This window comes from Heyndrickxia coagulans DSM 1 = ATCC 7050 (assembly GCF_000290615.1).
Taxonomy (GTDB): domain Bacteria; phylum Bacillota; class Bacilli; order Bacillales; family Bacillaceae_C; genus Weizmannia; species Weizmannia coagulans.
Genome location: NZ_ALAS01000081.1, coordinates 22,600 through 38,855, shown reverse-complemented (window position 1 = coordinate 38,855; position 16,256 = coordinate 22,600). Strand labels below are relative to the sequence as shown.

Genomic DNA, 16,256 nt, shown 5'->3' with positions numbered 1-16,256 from the left:
TACTAACTTATGAAGGGAAGGACAAGAGTAGACCATAAAAACAGCCTGGCGTCCATTTCGGGAATTCCTGTTTTCTGCCGGCGGAAAAAGCGATTTAAAGTTCGAGGCGGAGCCGCCTTTTGTGCATGGCAAACCGGTATGCAAGCAAAACAGACAGGATGCTCAGCCAAAAGGTAAAATAGCCGATTTCACGGATGTACCGGTATACATCTTCGTACCGGGGAAACTGCATAAAAACGTAGTCAATGATATCATTGTGCAAAGCCCATACCGCCGCAACCAAAAGATGCTTCCATTTGAATTGGTAAAACGGCGCATACAATATTCCCTCTATCGCCATTGCCAAATGGGAAGCCATCAGCATATATCCCTGCCATGGCAATGAGCCGTTTACGATCAGCACGAGAAAGTTCATCGCAACCGCCCAAATCCCGTATTTAAAAAGTGTCACCATTGCAAGCGCCTCCACATACGGCCAGTGTTTCCGCCATAAAAAGGCAAGCAGCACAAACAGAAAGAACAGGCTTGCGGTCGGGCTGTCCGGGACAAACAGCCAAAACGCGGGCGGCGTATCGCGAAGCTGCCACCCGTACCAAATGTAACCATAAATGGTCCCTGCAGCATTGGCTAAAAAAAGCAGCCAAAGGACACGCCTGTCTGCCAGCGCCGCATACAATGCCGGTACATTCATCGTTTTCCCCCATTTCAAAAATGATAGGCTCATTTTAACAAAACAGAAAGCATGAAAAAAGCCGGCAGAAACCGGCTTTTTTTGCTTTTATTTCGATTTTAGCCCGGCGATATAATCCGCCAGTTTTTTCAAATCCTGATCCGAGCCTTTAAATTGGTTAGGCGGCATTTTCCCTTTGCCTTTTTTGGCAATCTTTGCAATTTCATCCGCACTTAAGCCTGTGCCGACCAAAGAAGGAGCTGCCGCACTGCCCTGGAGATTTTCCCCGTGGCACGTTACACACGTCTGCTTGGCAAATACTTTATAGCCTTCAGCATTTTTGTCAATGGAAACCTGTTTCACGATTTTCCCCTGCTCTTTCGCTTTTTTCCAATCGTGGTGGGCTGCCGCTTCCCATGTCAGGTAGAATATCGCACAAACCGCGAGCAGCATAAACACGGTTGCAAGGGGCCTGTCAAGCGGCCGCCGCTTAGGGCCGCGGTCAATAAACGGCGCCAACAGCAGTGCAAGAAAAGCAACGCCCGGGATCGCGAGCCCAATTACCTGGTACGGGCCGGAAGAATAAGTATACTTTAATAATTCATACAGGAATAGAAAATACCAGTCCGGCATCGGAATATAACTTGTGTCCGTCGGGTCTGCAATCCGCTCAAGCGGCGACGGGTGCGCGGCTGTGAGGCATAAAAAGCCGACAAGAAAAACAGCGCCGACGAGCCACTCTTTCAACAAAAAGTTCGGCCAAAAAGCTTCCGTTTTACCGGGATACTCCGAGTAATCCTTTGGAATATTCGGTTTGCGGTCCGCATTAATTCTGGAATCGCCAACAAATCTCATTCCTTTTCCGCGATGCATCCTTCCCCCTCCTTTTGCCCGTTATGGATACTTATACATTACAGCGGTCCGGAAATTCCCTGCTTGCGGATCATCAAAAAATGGGCTGCCAAAAGCAGCATCAGCACCGCCGGCAGGAAAAAGACATGGATGGCAAAAAAACGCGTCAGCGTCTGGGCGCCGACAATATCCGGATGGCCGGCCAAAAGCGTTTTAATATACGGCCCGATAAACGGCACCGAATCCGCAATCTGCAGGCTGACTTTTGTCGCAAAAAGCGCTTTCATATCCCACGGAAGCAAATAACCTGTGAGGCCGAGCCCGAGCATGACGAAAAAGATGAGCACGCCGACAATCCAGTTCAGCTCGCGCGGCTTCTTGTATGCGCCCTGGAAAAACACCCGCAGCGTATGTAAAAACATCATGACGATGACGAGGCTTGCCCCCCAGTGGTGCATTCCTCTCACAATCTGGCCGTATGCCACATCATGCTGCAAATAATAGACAGAGTGCCAGGCATTTTTAATATCCGGGACATAGTACATCGTTAAAAACATACCCGACAGAATCTGGATGGCTGTTATAAAGAAAGTGAGCCCCCCAAAACAATAGACAAAAGCGGAAAAATGGTGCGCCGGGTTGACATGCTCCGGCACTTCATGGTCGGCAATATCCCGCCAAAGCGGCGTAATATCAAGGCGCTCGTCGACCCAGTCATACAATTTGCTAAGCATCTCTTCCCCCTCACTTCACATATGGATTTTTCTGCGGTTTGCCCAGATACAGATAGCCGCCCTTTGTTTTGACAGGGTATGCATCCAAAGGCGCGGAAGGTGGTGTTCCCGGTACGTTTTTCCCGTTTTTCTCATACCGTCCGCCGTGGCAAGGGCAAAAAAACTGATTCGGATGCGCTTTGTTCGTATTCCAGTTCACGGTACAGCCGAGATGTTTGCAAACCGGTGAAAGTGCCACAATATCGCCTTTGCTGTCTTTATACACCCAGGCCGTCTGGGTGACATCCGATTTATACCAGCCGTCTGTCTGTTCGTATTTAAAATCGACACGCACCGGTTCGCTCTTAATATCGGAAACTTTCAATTTGGTTGGATGAAAGTCGCCGGCTGCTTCCGCCTCGAGCACCGGGTCGACGGCAAAACGGAGCATTGGCATCAGCGCACCCGCAGCCATAAATCCGCCTACGCCCATCAGCGTGTAATTTAAAAACTGCCTCCTTGACACCGGATCTTTTTTGCTCAACCTGTTCCCCCCCTTACAGAACTCTCGGTTTCATACTATTTTCAAGATGCAGCAAATACACTCTTATGATAAAGCAAAGATATTTGCCGGTCAATGAATATTGTCTATTTTATGCCAAATATCTTTCTATTCGAAATAAACTGATATTTTAATATAACTTTTTCAGTTTTCCCCCCATGACCGGACAATGGTGGAGATAAGCTGTTTCACCTGTTCATCCACAATGGCATCTCGCTGTTTCTGTTCCATATGTTCAAGCGGGACAGCCGGCATCCAGAGCACATTTCCGTTCAGTTCGGCCTGGAGCCTTTGCCACCCGGGATCGCTGGTCAAATAAAAAATATGCCGGAACCCGCTTTCAGCCAATTCGGCTTCCCATGACTTGATGGCAGGCCCCGCGCTATCCGGGATCGCCTGCTGCAAATATGGGAAAGCGGGCAGCAAAACAATCCGGCCTTTAAATTGCGACTCAAGGCAGCCTGCGATCATCTGGATCCATTCATATCCGGAAGCGAGCTGCCGGATACGGTCCCCGAATGAAACCGGGACAAGCGGCAGGACTGCCGTGTCAATAAAGTAACGTTCCTGTTGGTACAATTCCATGTCATTTGCACGCCAGAGCACGAATGATACCCCTTTCATTTTCCCCACGGGCAGAAACCGGAATGATTAATCGTCCAGTTCTTTCATCTCCCCGCTTAATTCGACAAAACGGCTGTAATCTTTCTCATCGAGCGCTTTGTCGATTTCTTCTCGCAGTTTATTCCGTTTAAAATCTTTCATGCTTTTCTCCAATAATTTTTCCGCCATTTGCCGGTCTGTCTCGTTTATATGGAGATCTTTCGGCATATACGGGTTTTCTTCAAGCACAGCCGCATACTGGTACGATAATTGGGATTTTTTGAAATTGAGCTGGATATAAATGTCTTCTTCACGGTTCAGCCGGATATCATGGAAAGACTTTTCCGCATCCGTTGTCATAATATTATCTTTATAAAAGCGGAACGGCACATTGTCCACGCAATGCGTCGACATGATAATGCCGCGCGGGCAAAGATGCGCTTCCTCGACGAAATGGACTTTTTCCATCAGCTGGTCGTGGCCCATTAAATAATTCAAGATCCAGACTGACTCCCGTCTTTTTAATTGGTAATGATTTAAAAACCAACGGATAAACTCCTTTTTCTCGTTGATTGAAACAGGGGTGAGAGCCATCGTAATCCCTCCTCTGCAAATTGAATGGCCGTGTTTACAGCGGGCAGCTTTTTTGATAAAACATTGGTTTACACCTTCATTATACCTTTTCCCGTCTAAACCGCCTACGAAAAAGTCCGGCAACGATGGCCGCAATTAATTTCCGTCTTCAAGCCTTTCAAGAAGTGCAATCCATTCATCATTTGCCGGATCTTCGCGCAAAAGCTTTTGGAAAATGCCGTAAGCCTCTTTCCTTCTCCCTTCTTCAATCAGAAAATAACCGTAATCCTCCAGAAACACCGTGTCGTTTTGTAAATCATTATATGCATATCCATAATACTTTAATGCCTGAGAATATTCTTCCAAATGCTTAAGCGATATGGCCAGATCCCAGTAAAGCCGAGGGTCGGTATCCCCTTCTTTTTCCATGCTGAGGGCCCGGTCACGGACTTCTTCGTACCGCTCCTTTTGAAGCAGCAGCTCGTTGTAGGAAAGGGCCGCATCCAAATAGCCGGGATCCAGTTCCAGCGCTTTTTTAAAATAATTTTCCGCTTTTTCCTCATCGCCTGCTTTTGTAGCCATTTTTCCAGCAAAATGATAAAGTTCTTTATCATACTCGTCTTCTTTTATGCCCTTTTCAGCAGCAGCAAGCGCTTCTTCCGGCATTTGTTCGTGCTCATATGCACGGCCAAGATACAGGTAAAGCGGATGGTAGCCGGGATCCGTTTCCCGCAATTCTTCAAACAGCTCTATCGCTTTTTCATAAAATCCTGCCTGGTACGCGGTTAAGGCATATCCAAATAATGTGTTCGCCTCAAAGCGGCCCTCCATGGCATGCTCATATTGGTGCAAGGCCTCTTCAAACGCGCCCGCTGCGCTCAGCACTTCTGCAAGGCGCCCGTGGATGTTTGTATCCGCAAATGTATCGATCCCTTTGCCCAAAAGCCACTCATATTCACGGGAAGCTTCCGCATATCGGGCACAGGAAGTGTAGAACTCGGCAAGCGCAAAATGGATGACAGGTTCTTCCGGCAAAAGCGATGCAGCTTCCATCAGTTTGTTTTCGCTGACCTCATACAGGCCCTGCATTTGATACAAATCCGCAAGCAAAAGCAGTGCACGCGGGTAATCGGGGTCCGTCTCCGGAATGCGGTCGAGGTATAATATGGCTTCTTCTTCCTTGTCCATATCAATAAGCGTTTCCGCCATTAAGATCACAAGCTCGCCGTCATCCGGATAAGACGCAAGCAAATCTTTATATAATTGCTGTGCTTCATTCAGAAAACCGAGGCCCTCAAGCTGCCCGGCAAGCGCATATTTCTCTTCGTCCGTGCCGAGCGCGAGAAAATCTTCAAATGTTTTTTTCGCCTCCTCGAGCCGGCCTTCTTCCAAATGATCCAACAATTGTTCCATTAAGCTCATGAAAATCTTCCTTTAATCTTTGATGTGTTTCCTTTTGCTGAACCTCTTGCAACGGGAGCCGTGGATTTTTGCAAAGCCAAAATCCCGGTTGCCGCTAAAAGCGCTCCCCCGGTCCCCTGGTGAAATGGCAATCGGCCCTTTTCCCGGAAGCCCGCTTGCCTGCAGGAAAAGCCGTGGGTGTCCTTGGCTAAATCATAAAGAATTTTGAAGGCCAGGGCAAATCATTTGCCTTTCCGGGTTTCCTGTTTAAGTATTTCTCCGCCGTGCATGAAAATCCCTTTTTTTCACAGCAAAAATAAAGCGGGGCACGGGATTTTGAATTTCCGCACCCCGCTTTTCCACGGACATCATGATCAGGCGCCTGTTCTCTGTTATCCTGAAAACAGACACCGGCTGATTGCTGGTGTCTGTTTTCAATAGGCGTCTAAAGCCGTTACAGAACGGATTTCAGATCATCAAAAAACTGCGGGTATGATACGGCGATTGCTTCCGCCCCATCCAGGCAGACAGCATCCTTTGCCACAAGTGATGCAACGGCAAGCATCATCCCGATTCTGTGATCCCCGTGGCTTTCCACCGTCCCGCCTGAAAGCCGGCAAGGGCCTTCAATGATCATGCCATCCGCTGTCGCCTCAATTTGGGCGCCCAGTTTCTTCAATTCCCGGACAACCGTGTCAATCCGGTTTGTCTCTTTCACTTTCAGTTCTGCGGCATCTTTGATGACCGTCCTGCCTTCTGCCTGTGTGGCAAGTAGGGCAATGATTGGAATTTCATCAATCAGGCGCGGAATCAGCCCGCCGCCGATTTCCACCCCCTGTAAAACAGCCGGGCGGATCACCAATGTGCCTTTTGGCTCTCCGCCGGACGGGGCATGCGGGGCCTGCATTTCGGCCACTTCCATATCCGCGCCCATTTGCTTTAAAACATCAAGGATCCCGGCGCGGGTCGGATTGAGCCCGACATCCGGCAAGACGATTTCACTTCCGGGCACAAGCGAAGCAGCAGCCATAAAAAAGGCGGCGGATGAGATATCGCCGGGCACATCGATCTCCGTGCCATGGAAAACCGCGCCACCCCGGACGGAAATCGTTCTCCCTTCCGTCTTGACAGCGCCGCCAAACGCCCGGATCATCCGTTCAGTATGGTCGCGGGTGGGCTGCGGCTCATGCACAATGGTAGAGCCGTCTGCCTGAAGGCCGGCTAAGAGGAGCGCGGATTTTACCTGCGCGCTTGCTACAGGCAGCTGGTATTCGATTCCCCGAAGCGCCCCGCCCCTTATAGAAAGAGGGGTGAAATTGCCGCCCCTTCTTCCGTCAATGTGCGCGCCCATTTCGCAAAGCGGTTTTGTGACGCGTTGCATCGGGCGCTTTGCAATCGATTCGTCGCCGGCAATGACCGAATGGAAGGGCCGGCCGGCAAGAAGACCGAGCATCAGGCGGGTCGTCGTGCCGGAGTTTCCGGTATCGAGCACCGTTTCCGGCTCCGACAAACCGTCCCATCCTTTTCCATCAATCACCACCCGGGTGCCATCCCGTTCGATCGGCACGCCCATTTGCTGAAAACAATGAATGGTGCTCAAACAGTCGGCGCCGGGGAGAAAATTTTTTACAACCGTTTTTCCGCTGGCGACAGCGGCAAACATAACCGACCGGTGGGAAATCGATTTATCCCCCGGAACTTTAATCGTACCTTTTAACCCTGTTTGCGCGGGTGCCAATTTTTCCATTGCAGCCACCACCTTCTATTGGATATAGACTTCATGCGGGGTTTCTTTTTTTAAAAGATTCATGGCTAGATCACGGTCGTTTTCCGAGCGAAAACTGATCCGGAGCACGCCGTATATATCTTCCCGCGCCTCAAGAATGCGTATATTCGTAATAGAAATTCCTTTTTCCGCCAGTTTATTGGTAATTTCAGATACAACCCCCGGGACATCCGGAATATCGACAAATAAATCGTAAAAAGACGGGATTGCGCCCGATCCACTGATTGGAAGGCAGTCGCGGTATTGTTTTGCTTCCGCATAAAAGCGGTGCAGAAGCTCATACTTGTTGTCTGCAAGCGCCTTTTTCACTTCCTGAAGATTTTCCGCCCATCTGTCCAAAAGCCTGATCAGGTTTTCCCTGTTGCCGCTAGAGATGTCCGCCCACATTTGCGGGTTTGAGGAGGCAATCCGTGTAATATCACGGAACCCCCCGGCAGCAAGCCTTTTTAAAAGGGGATACTCCGCATCAGCGTCTTTCACAAGATGGACAAGTGACGCTGCGATAACATGCGGAAAATGGCTGATGACTGCAACCATTTCATCATGCATTTCCGGAGAAACGGTGATGAAATTTGCCTTTGTTCCTTTCAGCCACTGTTTCAATTCTTCCGTCCGCTGATCTTGTTCATGGAAAGGCGTAAGCAAATAAAAGGCATTTTCAAACAGGGACAGGCTGGCGGCCGTAACGCCGCTTTTATGGGAACCGGCCATCGGATGCCCGCCGATAAAAACGGTGTTGTTGCCGGCGAGCCGCTGCGCCTTTGCCATGATGCTTGCTTTCGTGCTGCCCGTATCGGTGATGATCACATTTTCCTTCAATTCCATTTGCCCGAGCTGCCCGATCAATTTTTCCGTTACAAGCACCGGCGTGGCCAATATAATTAAATCCGCGCCACGCACGCCGTCTTGGATCGTTTCCACGTAATCATCCACGACCATCAGGGCTTTTGCCATTTTCATCTCTTCCAATTTGGCATCATACCCTGTGACCCTTGCTTCCGGATGTTCCTTTTTAATGGTCAGGGCAATGGACCCCCCGATTAATCCGAGCCCGATCACAAACACATTTCCTTTCAAAGGTGCCACCTCTTTTTTGTAAAAAGGCGGCCTTTTGCTGTCAAAAGGCCCGCCGTTGTCAAGTTCATTTGCGGCTTTCCAGAAAAGCCCCGATCGCCTCGAGTACGCCCCGGTTTTGTTCTTCCGACCCGATGGTAACCCGGACCGTCCCCGGCATCCCGAGTGCTTCCCCGGAGCGGACGATATATCCCCTGCCAAGCAAAAACCGGCAAACTTCCTCACTATCGCATTGAAAATCGATTAAAATAAAATTTGCCTGTGACGGGTAAAATGCAAGGCTGTTGCGGCGGCAAAACGCATAAAAGCGTTCGAGCCCCTGCCGGTTTTTGTCGCGGCAGCTCTGGATAAACGTCTGGTCCTCCAACGCCGCCTGTGCAGCCAGCTGGCCAAGGACATTGGTATTAAATGGCGGGCGCACCGGCTCGAGCTTTTGGATGATCGTTCGATCGGCAATCCCGTAGCCAACGCGTAAACCGGCCAGTCCGTAAATTTTCGAAAAGGTCCGGCTGACAATCAAATGATGATACCGGCGGAATAAGACAAGTGCCTGTTCGTAATCTTTTGCGACCACGTATTCGCTGTACGCTTCATCGATAAAAACGAGCACGTCTTCTGGCACGCGGTCAAGAAAAGCGGTCAACTCCTGTTCGGTCGTATACGTCCCCGTCGGATTGTTCGGGCTGCAAATCCAGACAACCGCCGTGTTTTCATCAATTTGCCCGAGCATCGCCTCCAGGTCATGCCGCCCGTCTTTTAAGGGTACTTCACGGACTTCGGCGCCCTCGATGATGGCATTATGTTTGTATTGGGAAAATGTCGGTGCGGCCATCACCGTATTTTTGCCCGGTTCGAGGAGTGACCTGGAAACGATTTGGATCAGTTCGTCCGTGCCGTTTGTAAAAATCAGTTCGGTTGGATCAACGCCGAGATGTGCGGCCATTTTCTGTCTCAGTTGTGCGGCGTGCCCGTCCGGATAACGGGTAAAAGCAGGCTGAAAGTTTTTCAAAGCCTTATCCACTTTCGGGGAATAGCCGAACGGATTTTCATTGGATGCCAGTTTTACGATTGAATCGAGCCTGTATTGTTTTTTCACTTCATCAATGGTCTTTCCGGGCACATATGCTTCTAAATCCGTAATTTGTGTTCTCCATTTCATCATCTTTTGCGAGGGTCCCCGGCTTCCACAGCGCAAGCCGGGGGGGTGATCGCATTCTCTCCTTTCGGTTCGTGGCGCGTTAAAATTCTTTTATTCTGTTAAATCCGGCCGGAGCGCAGCTGCACGGCGCAAATACACGTGCTTTACGTCCTCCTGCCCAAGGTCCGTGTCAACATGGATCAGGATGCGGATGCAGCGGGCAAGGCTCCCTTCAACCGGAATTTCTTGCATATTCATAATCGGGACATACTTCCAGCCGCTGAATTGGCGCATGACTTTCGAAGGAAAAGCCGAACGGATATCGGCTGTTGCCGAGAACAAAAGGGAAGCGACCCGGTCCGGCTTGATCCCGTTTTTTTCGATCAAGGCATTCATCAGCTCAGAAGTAGCAGCAAGGACTTCGCTTTCGTGATCGCGCTCGACCGTAGTCGCTCCGCGTATTCCGCGTATCATGTATGCAAATCCCCCTTTTGCTGCAGCAGAAACAGACGGCTCAGCCGTTCTTTGTCCACTTCAGCCAGCACTGGTTTGCCGACAGACGCAAGCAGGACGAAGTGAATATTGCCGGCAATTGTTTTTTTATCGCGTTTCATATAAGCATAGATTTCGTCAAATGCTGCGCCAGCCGGAATTTTCCAATCATAGCCGAGCGTTTCGATCCAGCTGAGAAATTGTGGCAAGTCAAATTGAAGGCCGGTCTGTTCCCTGCTGATCAAAAGAGCGTAAACGATGCCGGTCATGACCGCTTCGCCATGGGTGATTTTCCCGAACCCGCCGTGCGCCTCAAGGGCATGCCCGAGCGTATGCCCGAAATTCAAAAAGGCACGCACACCCGTTTCTTTTTCATCTTTGCCGACGATATCCGCCTTTACTTTGATCCCTTTTTTCAACAAGTCCGGAAGATGCGGGGATAAAAGATGCCCGCCGTCCGGAATCTTTGTTTGTAATTCTTTAAGGAACTCCCCATCCGAAAGAAGCGCATGCTTTACAAGTTCGGCAAATCCGCTTAACAGCTGCTTTTTGGGGAGCGTGCGCAGGAAATCCGTGTCATACAATACAAATTCCGGCTGGTAAAAAGCGCCGACGAGGTTTTTTCCAAGCGGGTGATTGATCGCCACTTTGCCGCCGACCGCGCTGTCATGAGCCAAAATGGTTGTCGGGATTTGAATAAACGCAATGCCGCGCATATAGGTTGCCGCCACAAAACCGGCAAGATCGCCGACCGCGCCCCCGCCAAAGGCAAGAATGCATGATTTCCGGTCTAAATGATGTTCCACGGCAAACGTCAAAGCTTCCTGGTAGACTTCAAACGTTTTGGCATCTTCCCCGCCTGGCACGGTCAGTACACACTGTTCCGCGCTTTCCGGAAGCTGCGAAAGCAGTTTGTCCAAGTGAAGCGGCCGGACGTTTTGATCCGTTATGACCATGCAGCGCGTATATTTGCGGACGAGCGGGCCCAACTCCTGCAGCGCGCCGCTTGCTATGTATACCGGGTACTGTTTTGTTTCTGTATCAATGATGATCGTTTCCATTTAAAACAACCTTCCGTATTCTCTTTGCTCCGCAACCGTTTTTTTCAGCACATCCATCCTGTCGCTGTAAAACTGGTCGGTGATCGCTTCCGCCAACTCCCAGGCGACAACGGCCTCACAGACGACGCTTGCTGCCGGCACCGCACAGCTGTCGGAACGTTCGATGCTCGCTGCAAAAGGTTCCTTCGTTTCGATATCAACGCTTTGAAGCGGCTTATACAATGTCGGGATCGGCTTCATTACGCCTCTTACGACAATCGGCATGCCGGTTGTCATACCGCCTTCAAAGCCGCCGAGCCGGTTTGTTTTGCGCGTATAGCCCGTTTCTTCCGACCAGGCGATTTCATCATGGACTTCGCTCCCGGGCCGGTGTGCCATTTCAAAGCCAAGCCCGAATTCCACCCCTTTAAACGCATTGATGCTGATGATGGCGCGCGCGAGCCTGGCATCCAGCTTCCGGTCGTAATGAACATAACTGCCAACACCGGCCGGCATCCCGGTTGCGATCACTTCGACAATGCCGCCGATCGAGTCGCCGTTTTTCTTTGCCGTGTCGATGGCTTCCATCATTTTTTGCGCCGCCCCGTCATCCAAACAGCGTACCGGTGAACCGTCCGCTTTTTCCTGCAAGGAAGCAAGGGAATCATATGGCACCTTTTCCGCGCGGACACCCCCGATTTCAAGCACGTGCGAGGCCACTTCGATGCCGAGCTCTTTCAGCAATTTTTTCGCGACAGCCCCGGCAGCCACACGAACGGTGGTCTCGCGTGCGGAAGAGCGTTCGAGCACATTGCGCAAATCCCTGTGCCCGTATTTGATCCCGCCGACAAGATCGGCATGCCCCGGGCGCGGGCGGGTCACACGCCGTTTCACGTCGTCCGCATCTTCAGGAAGGGGCTCAATGCCCATGATCTTATTCCAGTGCACCCAGTCCCTGTTTTCAACCGTGAGCGCAACCGGCGAACCGAGCGTCAATCCGTGGCGGACGCCGGCAGAAATCATTGCCCTATCTTTTTCTATCTGCATTCTCCGCCCCCGCCCGTAACCTTTCTGCCTTCTGGCAAGGTCAGTGTTAATTTCTTCAGCTGTCAGCGGCATGCCCGCCGGAAGGCCTTCAATAATGGTGGTCAGCGCCGGTCCGTGTGACTCGCCTGCCGTCAAATATCTCATTCTGCATCCCCCTTCATCACTTTAAAGCATTACATATCTATTACTATACCACAAATCCCGGTAAATCGAATAGATGGATGGAGCGCTTTATATTTTTTTATAGAAAAAGGTATCTTCAATTTCAAATCCATACGCGGCCGGATTGAAAATCTGTTCCGTGCTACCGACAAATAATATGCCGTTTGCCGACAGCGTTTTGCTGAAATTCCGGTAAACAGACACTTTGGCTTCTTCTGTAAAGTAAATCAGCACGTTCCGGCAAATAATCAGATCCGCTGCTGGATAAGGGTCGTGCAGCAGATTATGTTGTTTGAATATCACCGACCGCCTGATTTCGTCCGCAATTTGATAGAACGGGCCCCCGCCGCTTTTTTGAAAATATTTTTGTTTCATTTCGCGCGGCACCTCAAGGATCGAACGTTCGGAATAAACGCCGGCTTCTGCTTTCTGCAGGGCTTTTTGATCAATATCGGTCGCCAGGATCTGAATCTTATTAAGCGGCAAATACTTTGACAGGATCATGGCCATCGTATACGGTTCTTCGCCCGTAGAGGAAGCGGCACTCCAGATTTTCAGTTTTTCTCCTTTTTCTTTCAGCAGCCCGGGCAAAATGTTCCGTTCGAGCACATCCCACCTCGACTTATTTCTGTAAAATTCTGAAACATTAATCGTCATTCTGTCCAAAAATTCTTCCAGCAAACGTTCGTTTTTGTCCAGTCCTTGAAAAAATTCACTGAAAGATGAAAAACCTCTTTTTTCATATAATGTCGTCAGCCTTCTTTTCATTTGCGCTTCTTTATACAAAGATAAATCGATCCCCGTTTTCTTTTTGACTTGCGCAATGAACCGGCCGTATTCATCCAGTTCTGTTTTCATTATGCAATCTCCGTATTTTTATTCAGATTTGGTAGTTCATACCGTTTATTTTAACATAAAAAAAGATTGGCGCGGAGAGGATCGCCAATCTTTTTTTGCATGATTTAATAAATCAAAGTATCCGCCGGCCGGCTGTATGAGATCAGCTCGTCTTCCCGGAAAAACAGGGAAATTTCACGTTTCGCGCTTTCTGGTGAGTCGGAACCGTGAATAATGTTTTTGCTGACAATCACGCCGTAATCGCCGCGGATCGTCCCCGGGGCGGCTTCGGCCGGATTCGTTTTGCCCATCATTTGCCGTGCGGTGGCGATGACGTTTTCGCCTTCCCAAACCATGGCAAAGACCGGACCGGAAGTAATAAATGCCACGAGATCATTGAAAAAAGGGCGCTCTTTATGCTCAGCGTAATGCTTTTTTGCAAGTTCATCTGAAATTTGCATCAATTTTGCCCCCGCAAGCCGAAACCCTTTCTTTTCAAAGCGGGAAACGATTTCGCCGATCAGCTGGCGGCTGACCCCATCCGGTTTTACCATTAAAAAAGTCCTTTCCATCTTCATCCACTCCATTCGCATTTCTACTATGTAAGGCATCTTAGCCATAGAAAATCGTACCATGATGGCGGGAAAATCTCAATATGTTTGAAGTAAGCGCTTCAAAACCGGGCCGCCAATGCAGGGCACTGCCCGGCAGCCCTGCTTTCTTTTAAAACTTTCTTTTTCCCATATAACGCGCCAAATCTGCCAGCATTTTTTTAAAGCGGGTATCCGGGAGCTGCTCAAGCGTACCGAGCGCTTTCCCGAGGTAGCAGTTGCTAATTGCATAGGATTGTTCGATCGCGCCGGATTGTTTGACCAGTCTGACAACGCCCTCAAGCTCCGCTTTTGGCATGTGCTCATGGACGGTTTCAAGCATCTTTCTGATTTTTGGGTCTTCCCTTGCAAAAAGCACCGGGAGCGTTACATTGCCCTGGCGCAAATCTTCGCCTGCCGGTTTCCCGAGCTGCTTCTCCGTGCCGGTAAAATCCAGGATATCATCAATAATTTGATAGCTCATCCCGACATTGTAGCCAAACCGGTATAATTGGCGGTGAGTTTTTTCGTCAGCGCCCGCTGCAATCGCCCCGAGCTGGCAGCTGGCAGCAATCAGCAAAGCCGTTTTCCGCTTAATCCGCCTTAAGTAACAGCGCAAATTCTGATTAAACCGGTATTTATCCTTGATTTGTTCGATTTCGCCGACGCACACTTCAACAAGTGTATCTGCCAGAATCTGGTGGGCGGAGAGATCCTCCACTTTTGTAATGTATTCAAGCGCGGTTGCGAGAATATAATCGCCCGTATACATGGCAATCCGGTTGTCCCATTTGGCTTTTACGGTCGGCTTTCCCCTGCGCAGTTCGGCATCATCAATGACATCATCATGCACGAGCGACGCCATATGGATCAATTCCAGTGCAACAGCGACATTTTTGACACGTTCGATTTCGTAATCCCCGAATTTCGCGCCGAGCAGCACAAATACGGGGCGGATCCTTTTTCCTCCCGCTTTCAGCAAACTTTCAGATGCCTGCTGTATCAAAGCAGCATTTGATGCGACAGCGTTGGCCAGCTCTTGTTCAATAAGCTCAATATCCGTTTTTAAAAACGAGTACAGCATTTGTACCTTCATTCCGTCTCCATCCGATCATCATTTCTCTTTCAAGGCAATATGTGCAGCTGAAGCCCCGCCGGCAAACGGCTTGTACAAAATCCGGCCAAAACCCGCGTCGGAAAATGCAGCCGCCAGTTCTTCCATTCCAGGAAACTGCAGTGCAGATTCCTGAAGCCAAGAATATTCCCGGTAGCTTTTTGCCAACCATTGTCCGAGAAGCGGCATGATCCGGCGGAAATAAAAGTAATAAAGCTGCCTGTACCCGGGAATTACCGGCTGGGAGGTTTCCAGGCAGGCCGCCATGCCGCCGGGCTTCAGCACCCTGTACATTTCCTGCAAAACCTGTTTGTAGTCCGGGACATTCCTAAGCCCGAACCCGACCGTCACATAATCAAACGTTTCATCTTCAAACGGCAGTTCCATTGCGTTTCCGTAACGGAGCGCGACATTTTTCAAGCCGAGCGCTTCCACTTTCCGCCTCCCGACTTCAAGCATGCTTTCACTGAAATCGAGCCCTGTCACGCTACCGGATTCGCCCACTGCCTGTGCGAGGGCAATCGTCCAGTCCGCCGTCCCGCAGCACAGATCGAGTGCGCTGCTCCCTTCTCTTACCGCCATTTTCCGCATCAGGTCTTTCCGCCACCGCTTATGCTGGCTGAAGCTGATCACCGAGTTCATCTTGTCGTAGTTTTGCGAAATTTTTTCGAAAACGGCGTGTACCCGCTCTTCTTTTGGCATCATGGTTACCCTTCCTCCGCATATAATCTCGTTGCATCGCCATACCGCCCCATCAGCAGGCGGATCCGCTCTGAAAGCATTTCGTTTCCGCAAGACATGGCCGCAGCCTGCAACGCACGAATGCTTTCTTTCAAATACTTCTCACAAATATAAAACAGTTTTCGCTTTTTCTCATGCGGCAGCTGCTCAAAAGGGCGCCCGTCACCCGGGTAGGCCATTTTGTTCAGGGCTTCAAACAGGATGGAGCGCTTCCCGTTTTCGGCCTGCTCCTTTTCCCTTAGCAGCCGGTTAAACAAAAGCAGTTCCTCGCTTAAGCGGATGAGCGGCTGTGAACCGAAAAACTGCATAAATTTTGTAATAATCGCGGATTCGGTTTTTTTCAAATGCCCGACGAACGTCTCCGCGTCGGAATTGTCAAATTGGTAAAGCATCACTTTATATTCATTTACGGATTTGATTCCTTCCGCCAGTATGCCGACAAGCCGGACGTTGTGCACGCCCGCAAGCAGTTTGTAGTAAAGGCTGCTGAAATAATCCCCCGCCAGAACGGTAAGCTGGCGGCTTTTTTGATTTTCATTTGCATTGGTTACTTTTTCATGGGTGTCAAGGGCAATCTGGATCAGCATGGCAGTCGCAACAAACTGCTTCACTTCATGTTCCGTATAAGGCTGCCCCGCAAGGCTGCTTATCAAAAGCAGAATCCGGTCTTCATCTATGTATGGGGCATCAATAAACTGATTTAGATAGTCGTGTGCCACTTCTTCTTCAATCGCCTGTTTGATTGCGGCAATTTGCTGCTCCCTCTGGTATGACATAACCCTTTCCCCGTTTCTTCGTTGATCTGGCCTAAAAATAAGCTGTAGTTTATTATATCACATATGTAAAATGGCCGTTAACAAA

18 protein-coding genes are annotated in these 16,256 nt (G+C 49.9%); all 18 read right to left on the bottom strand.

The window, feature by feature from the left end; genetic code table 11:
- Positions 1 to 94: 94 nt before the first annotated feature.
- Entirely contained in the window at positions 95 to 691 is a 597-nt protein-coding gene (gene lhaT, locus IC21_RS03465) for a lipoprotein heptaprenylglyceryl N-acetyltransferase LhaT (RefSeq protein ID WP_029141514.1), read from the bottom strand.
- 87 nt (positions 692 to 778) lie between these two features.
- Positions 779 to 1,543, bottom strand: coding sequence for a menaquinol-cytochrome c reductase cytochrome b/c subunit (locus tag IC21_RS03460; protein WP_029141515.1), 765 nt, complete (start codon positions 1,541 to 1,543; stop codon positions 779 to 781).
- Positions 1,544 to 1,581: 38 nt separating this feature from the next.
- Positions 1,582 to 2,256, bottom strand: coding sequence for a menaquinol-cytochrome c reductase cytochrome b subunit (qcrB, locus tag IC21_RS03455; protein WP_013859495.1), 675 nt, complete (start codon positions 2,254 to 2,256; stop codon positions 1,582 to 1,584).
- A gap of 10 nt (positions 2,257 to 2,266) precedes the next feature.
- Positions 2,267 to 2,779 (bottom strand): QcrA and Rieske domain-containing protein, encoded by a 513-nt coding sequence (locus IC21_RS03450; RefSeq protein ID WP_019720940.1) that lies wholly within the window; start codon positions 2,777 to 2,779, stop codon positions 2,267 to 2,269.
- 162 nt (positions 2,780 to 2,941) lie between these two features.
- Positions 2,942 to 3,403: a YpiF family protein gene (locus tag IC21_RS03445; protein ID WP_017552407.1), complete on the bottom strand. Its 462-nt coding sequence runs from the start codon at positions 3,401 to 3,403 to the stop codon at positions 2,942 to 2,944.
- Between the two features lie 45 nt (positions 3,404 to 3,448).
- A complete protein-coding gene (locus IC21_RS03440) occupies positions 3,449 to 3,994 on the bottom strand; it encodes a ReoY family proteolytic degradation factor (RefSeq protein WP_026104695.1) in 546 nt (181 codons plus the stop codon).
- 135 nt (positions 3,995 to 4,129) lie between these two features.
- Positions 4,130 to 5,395, bottom strand: coding sequence for a tetratricopeptide repeat protein (locus IC21_RS03435; RefSeq protein WP_017552409.1), 1,266 nt, complete (start codon positions 5,393 to 5,395; stop codon positions 4,130 to 4,132).
- A 433-nt stretch (positions 5,396 to 5,828) separates the two neighbouring features.
- A complete protein-coding gene (gene aroA / locus IC21_RS03430) occupies positions 5,829 to 7,121 on the bottom strand; it encodes a 3-phosphoshikimate 1-carboxyvinyltransferase (protein WP_029141516.1) in 1,293 nt (430 codons plus the stop codon).
- 15 nt (positions 7,122 to 7,136) lie between these two features.
- Entirely contained in the window at positions 7,137 to 8,237 is a 1,101-nt protein-coding gene (locus IC21_RS03425) for a prephenate dehydrogenase (RefSeq protein ID WP_029141517.1), read from the bottom strand.
- 64 nt (positions 8,238 to 8,301) lie between these two features.
- A complete protein-coding gene (gene hisC, locus IC21_RS03420) occupies positions 8,302 to 9,393 on the bottom strand; it encodes a histidinol-phosphate transaminase (protein ID WP_026104696.1) in 1,092 nt (363 codons plus the stop codon).
- Between the two features lie 90 nt (positions 9,394 to 9,483).
- Positions 9,484 to 9,846 (bottom strand): chorismate mutase, encoded by a 363-nt coding sequence (gene aroH, locus IC21_RS03415; RefSeq protein WP_017552414.1) that lies wholly within the window; start codon positions 9,844 to 9,846, stop codon positions 9,484 to 9,486.
- The gene (gene aroB / locus IC21_RS03410) at positions 9,843 to 10,925 is read right to left on the bottom strand and encodes a 3-dehydroquinate synthase (protein ID WP_019720946.1); all 1,083 of its coding nucleotides are present in this window, start codon (positions 10,923 to 10,925) and stop codon (positions 9,843 to 9,845) included. The genes aroH and aroB overlap by 4 nt, the downstream gene beginning before the upstream one ends.
- Entirely contained in the window at positions 10,926 to 12,095 is a 1,170-nt protein-coding gene (aroC, locus tag IC21_RS03405) for a chorismate synthase (protein WP_013859506.1), read from the bottom strand. It abuts the gene before it with no gap.
- An 87-nt stretch (positions 12,096 to 12,182) separates the two neighbouring features.
- Positions 12,183 to 12,971, bottom strand: a complete 789-nt coding sequence (locus tag IC21_RS03400; protein ID WP_029141518.1) for a CheR family methyltransferase — start codon at positions 12,969 to 12,971, stop codon at positions 12,183 to 12,185.
- 104 nt (positions 12,972 to 13,075) lie between these two features.
- Entirely contained in the window at positions 13,076 to 13,522 is a 447-nt protein-coding gene (gene ndk / locus IC21_RS03395) for a nucleoside-diphosphate kinase (RefSeq protein WP_019720948.1), read from the bottom strand.
- 151 nt (positions 13,523 to 13,673) lie between these two features.
- Positions 13,674 to 14,636 (bottom strand): heptaprenyl diphosphate synthase component II, encoded by a 963-nt coding sequence (gene hepT, locus IC21_RS03390; protein WP_029141519.1) that lies wholly within the window; start codon positions 14,634 to 14,636, stop codon positions 13,674 to 13,676.
- 18 nt (positions 14,637 to 14,654) lie between these two features.
- A complete protein-coding gene (locus IC21_RS03385; RefSeq protein ID WP_029141520.1) occupies positions 14,655 to 15,359 on the bottom strand; it encodes a demethylmenaquinone methyltransferase in 705 nt (234 codons plus the stop codon).
- Positions 15,360 to 15,361: 2 nt separating this feature from the next.
- On the bottom strand, positions 15,362 to 16,171 hold the full coding sequence (locus IC21_RS03380; RefSeq protein ID WP_019720950.1) for a heptaprenyl diphosphate synthase component 1: 810 nt from the start codon (positions 16,169 to 16,171) through the stop codon (positions 15,362 to 15,364).
- Between the last annotated feature and the right edge of the window lie 85 nt (positions 16,172 to 16,256).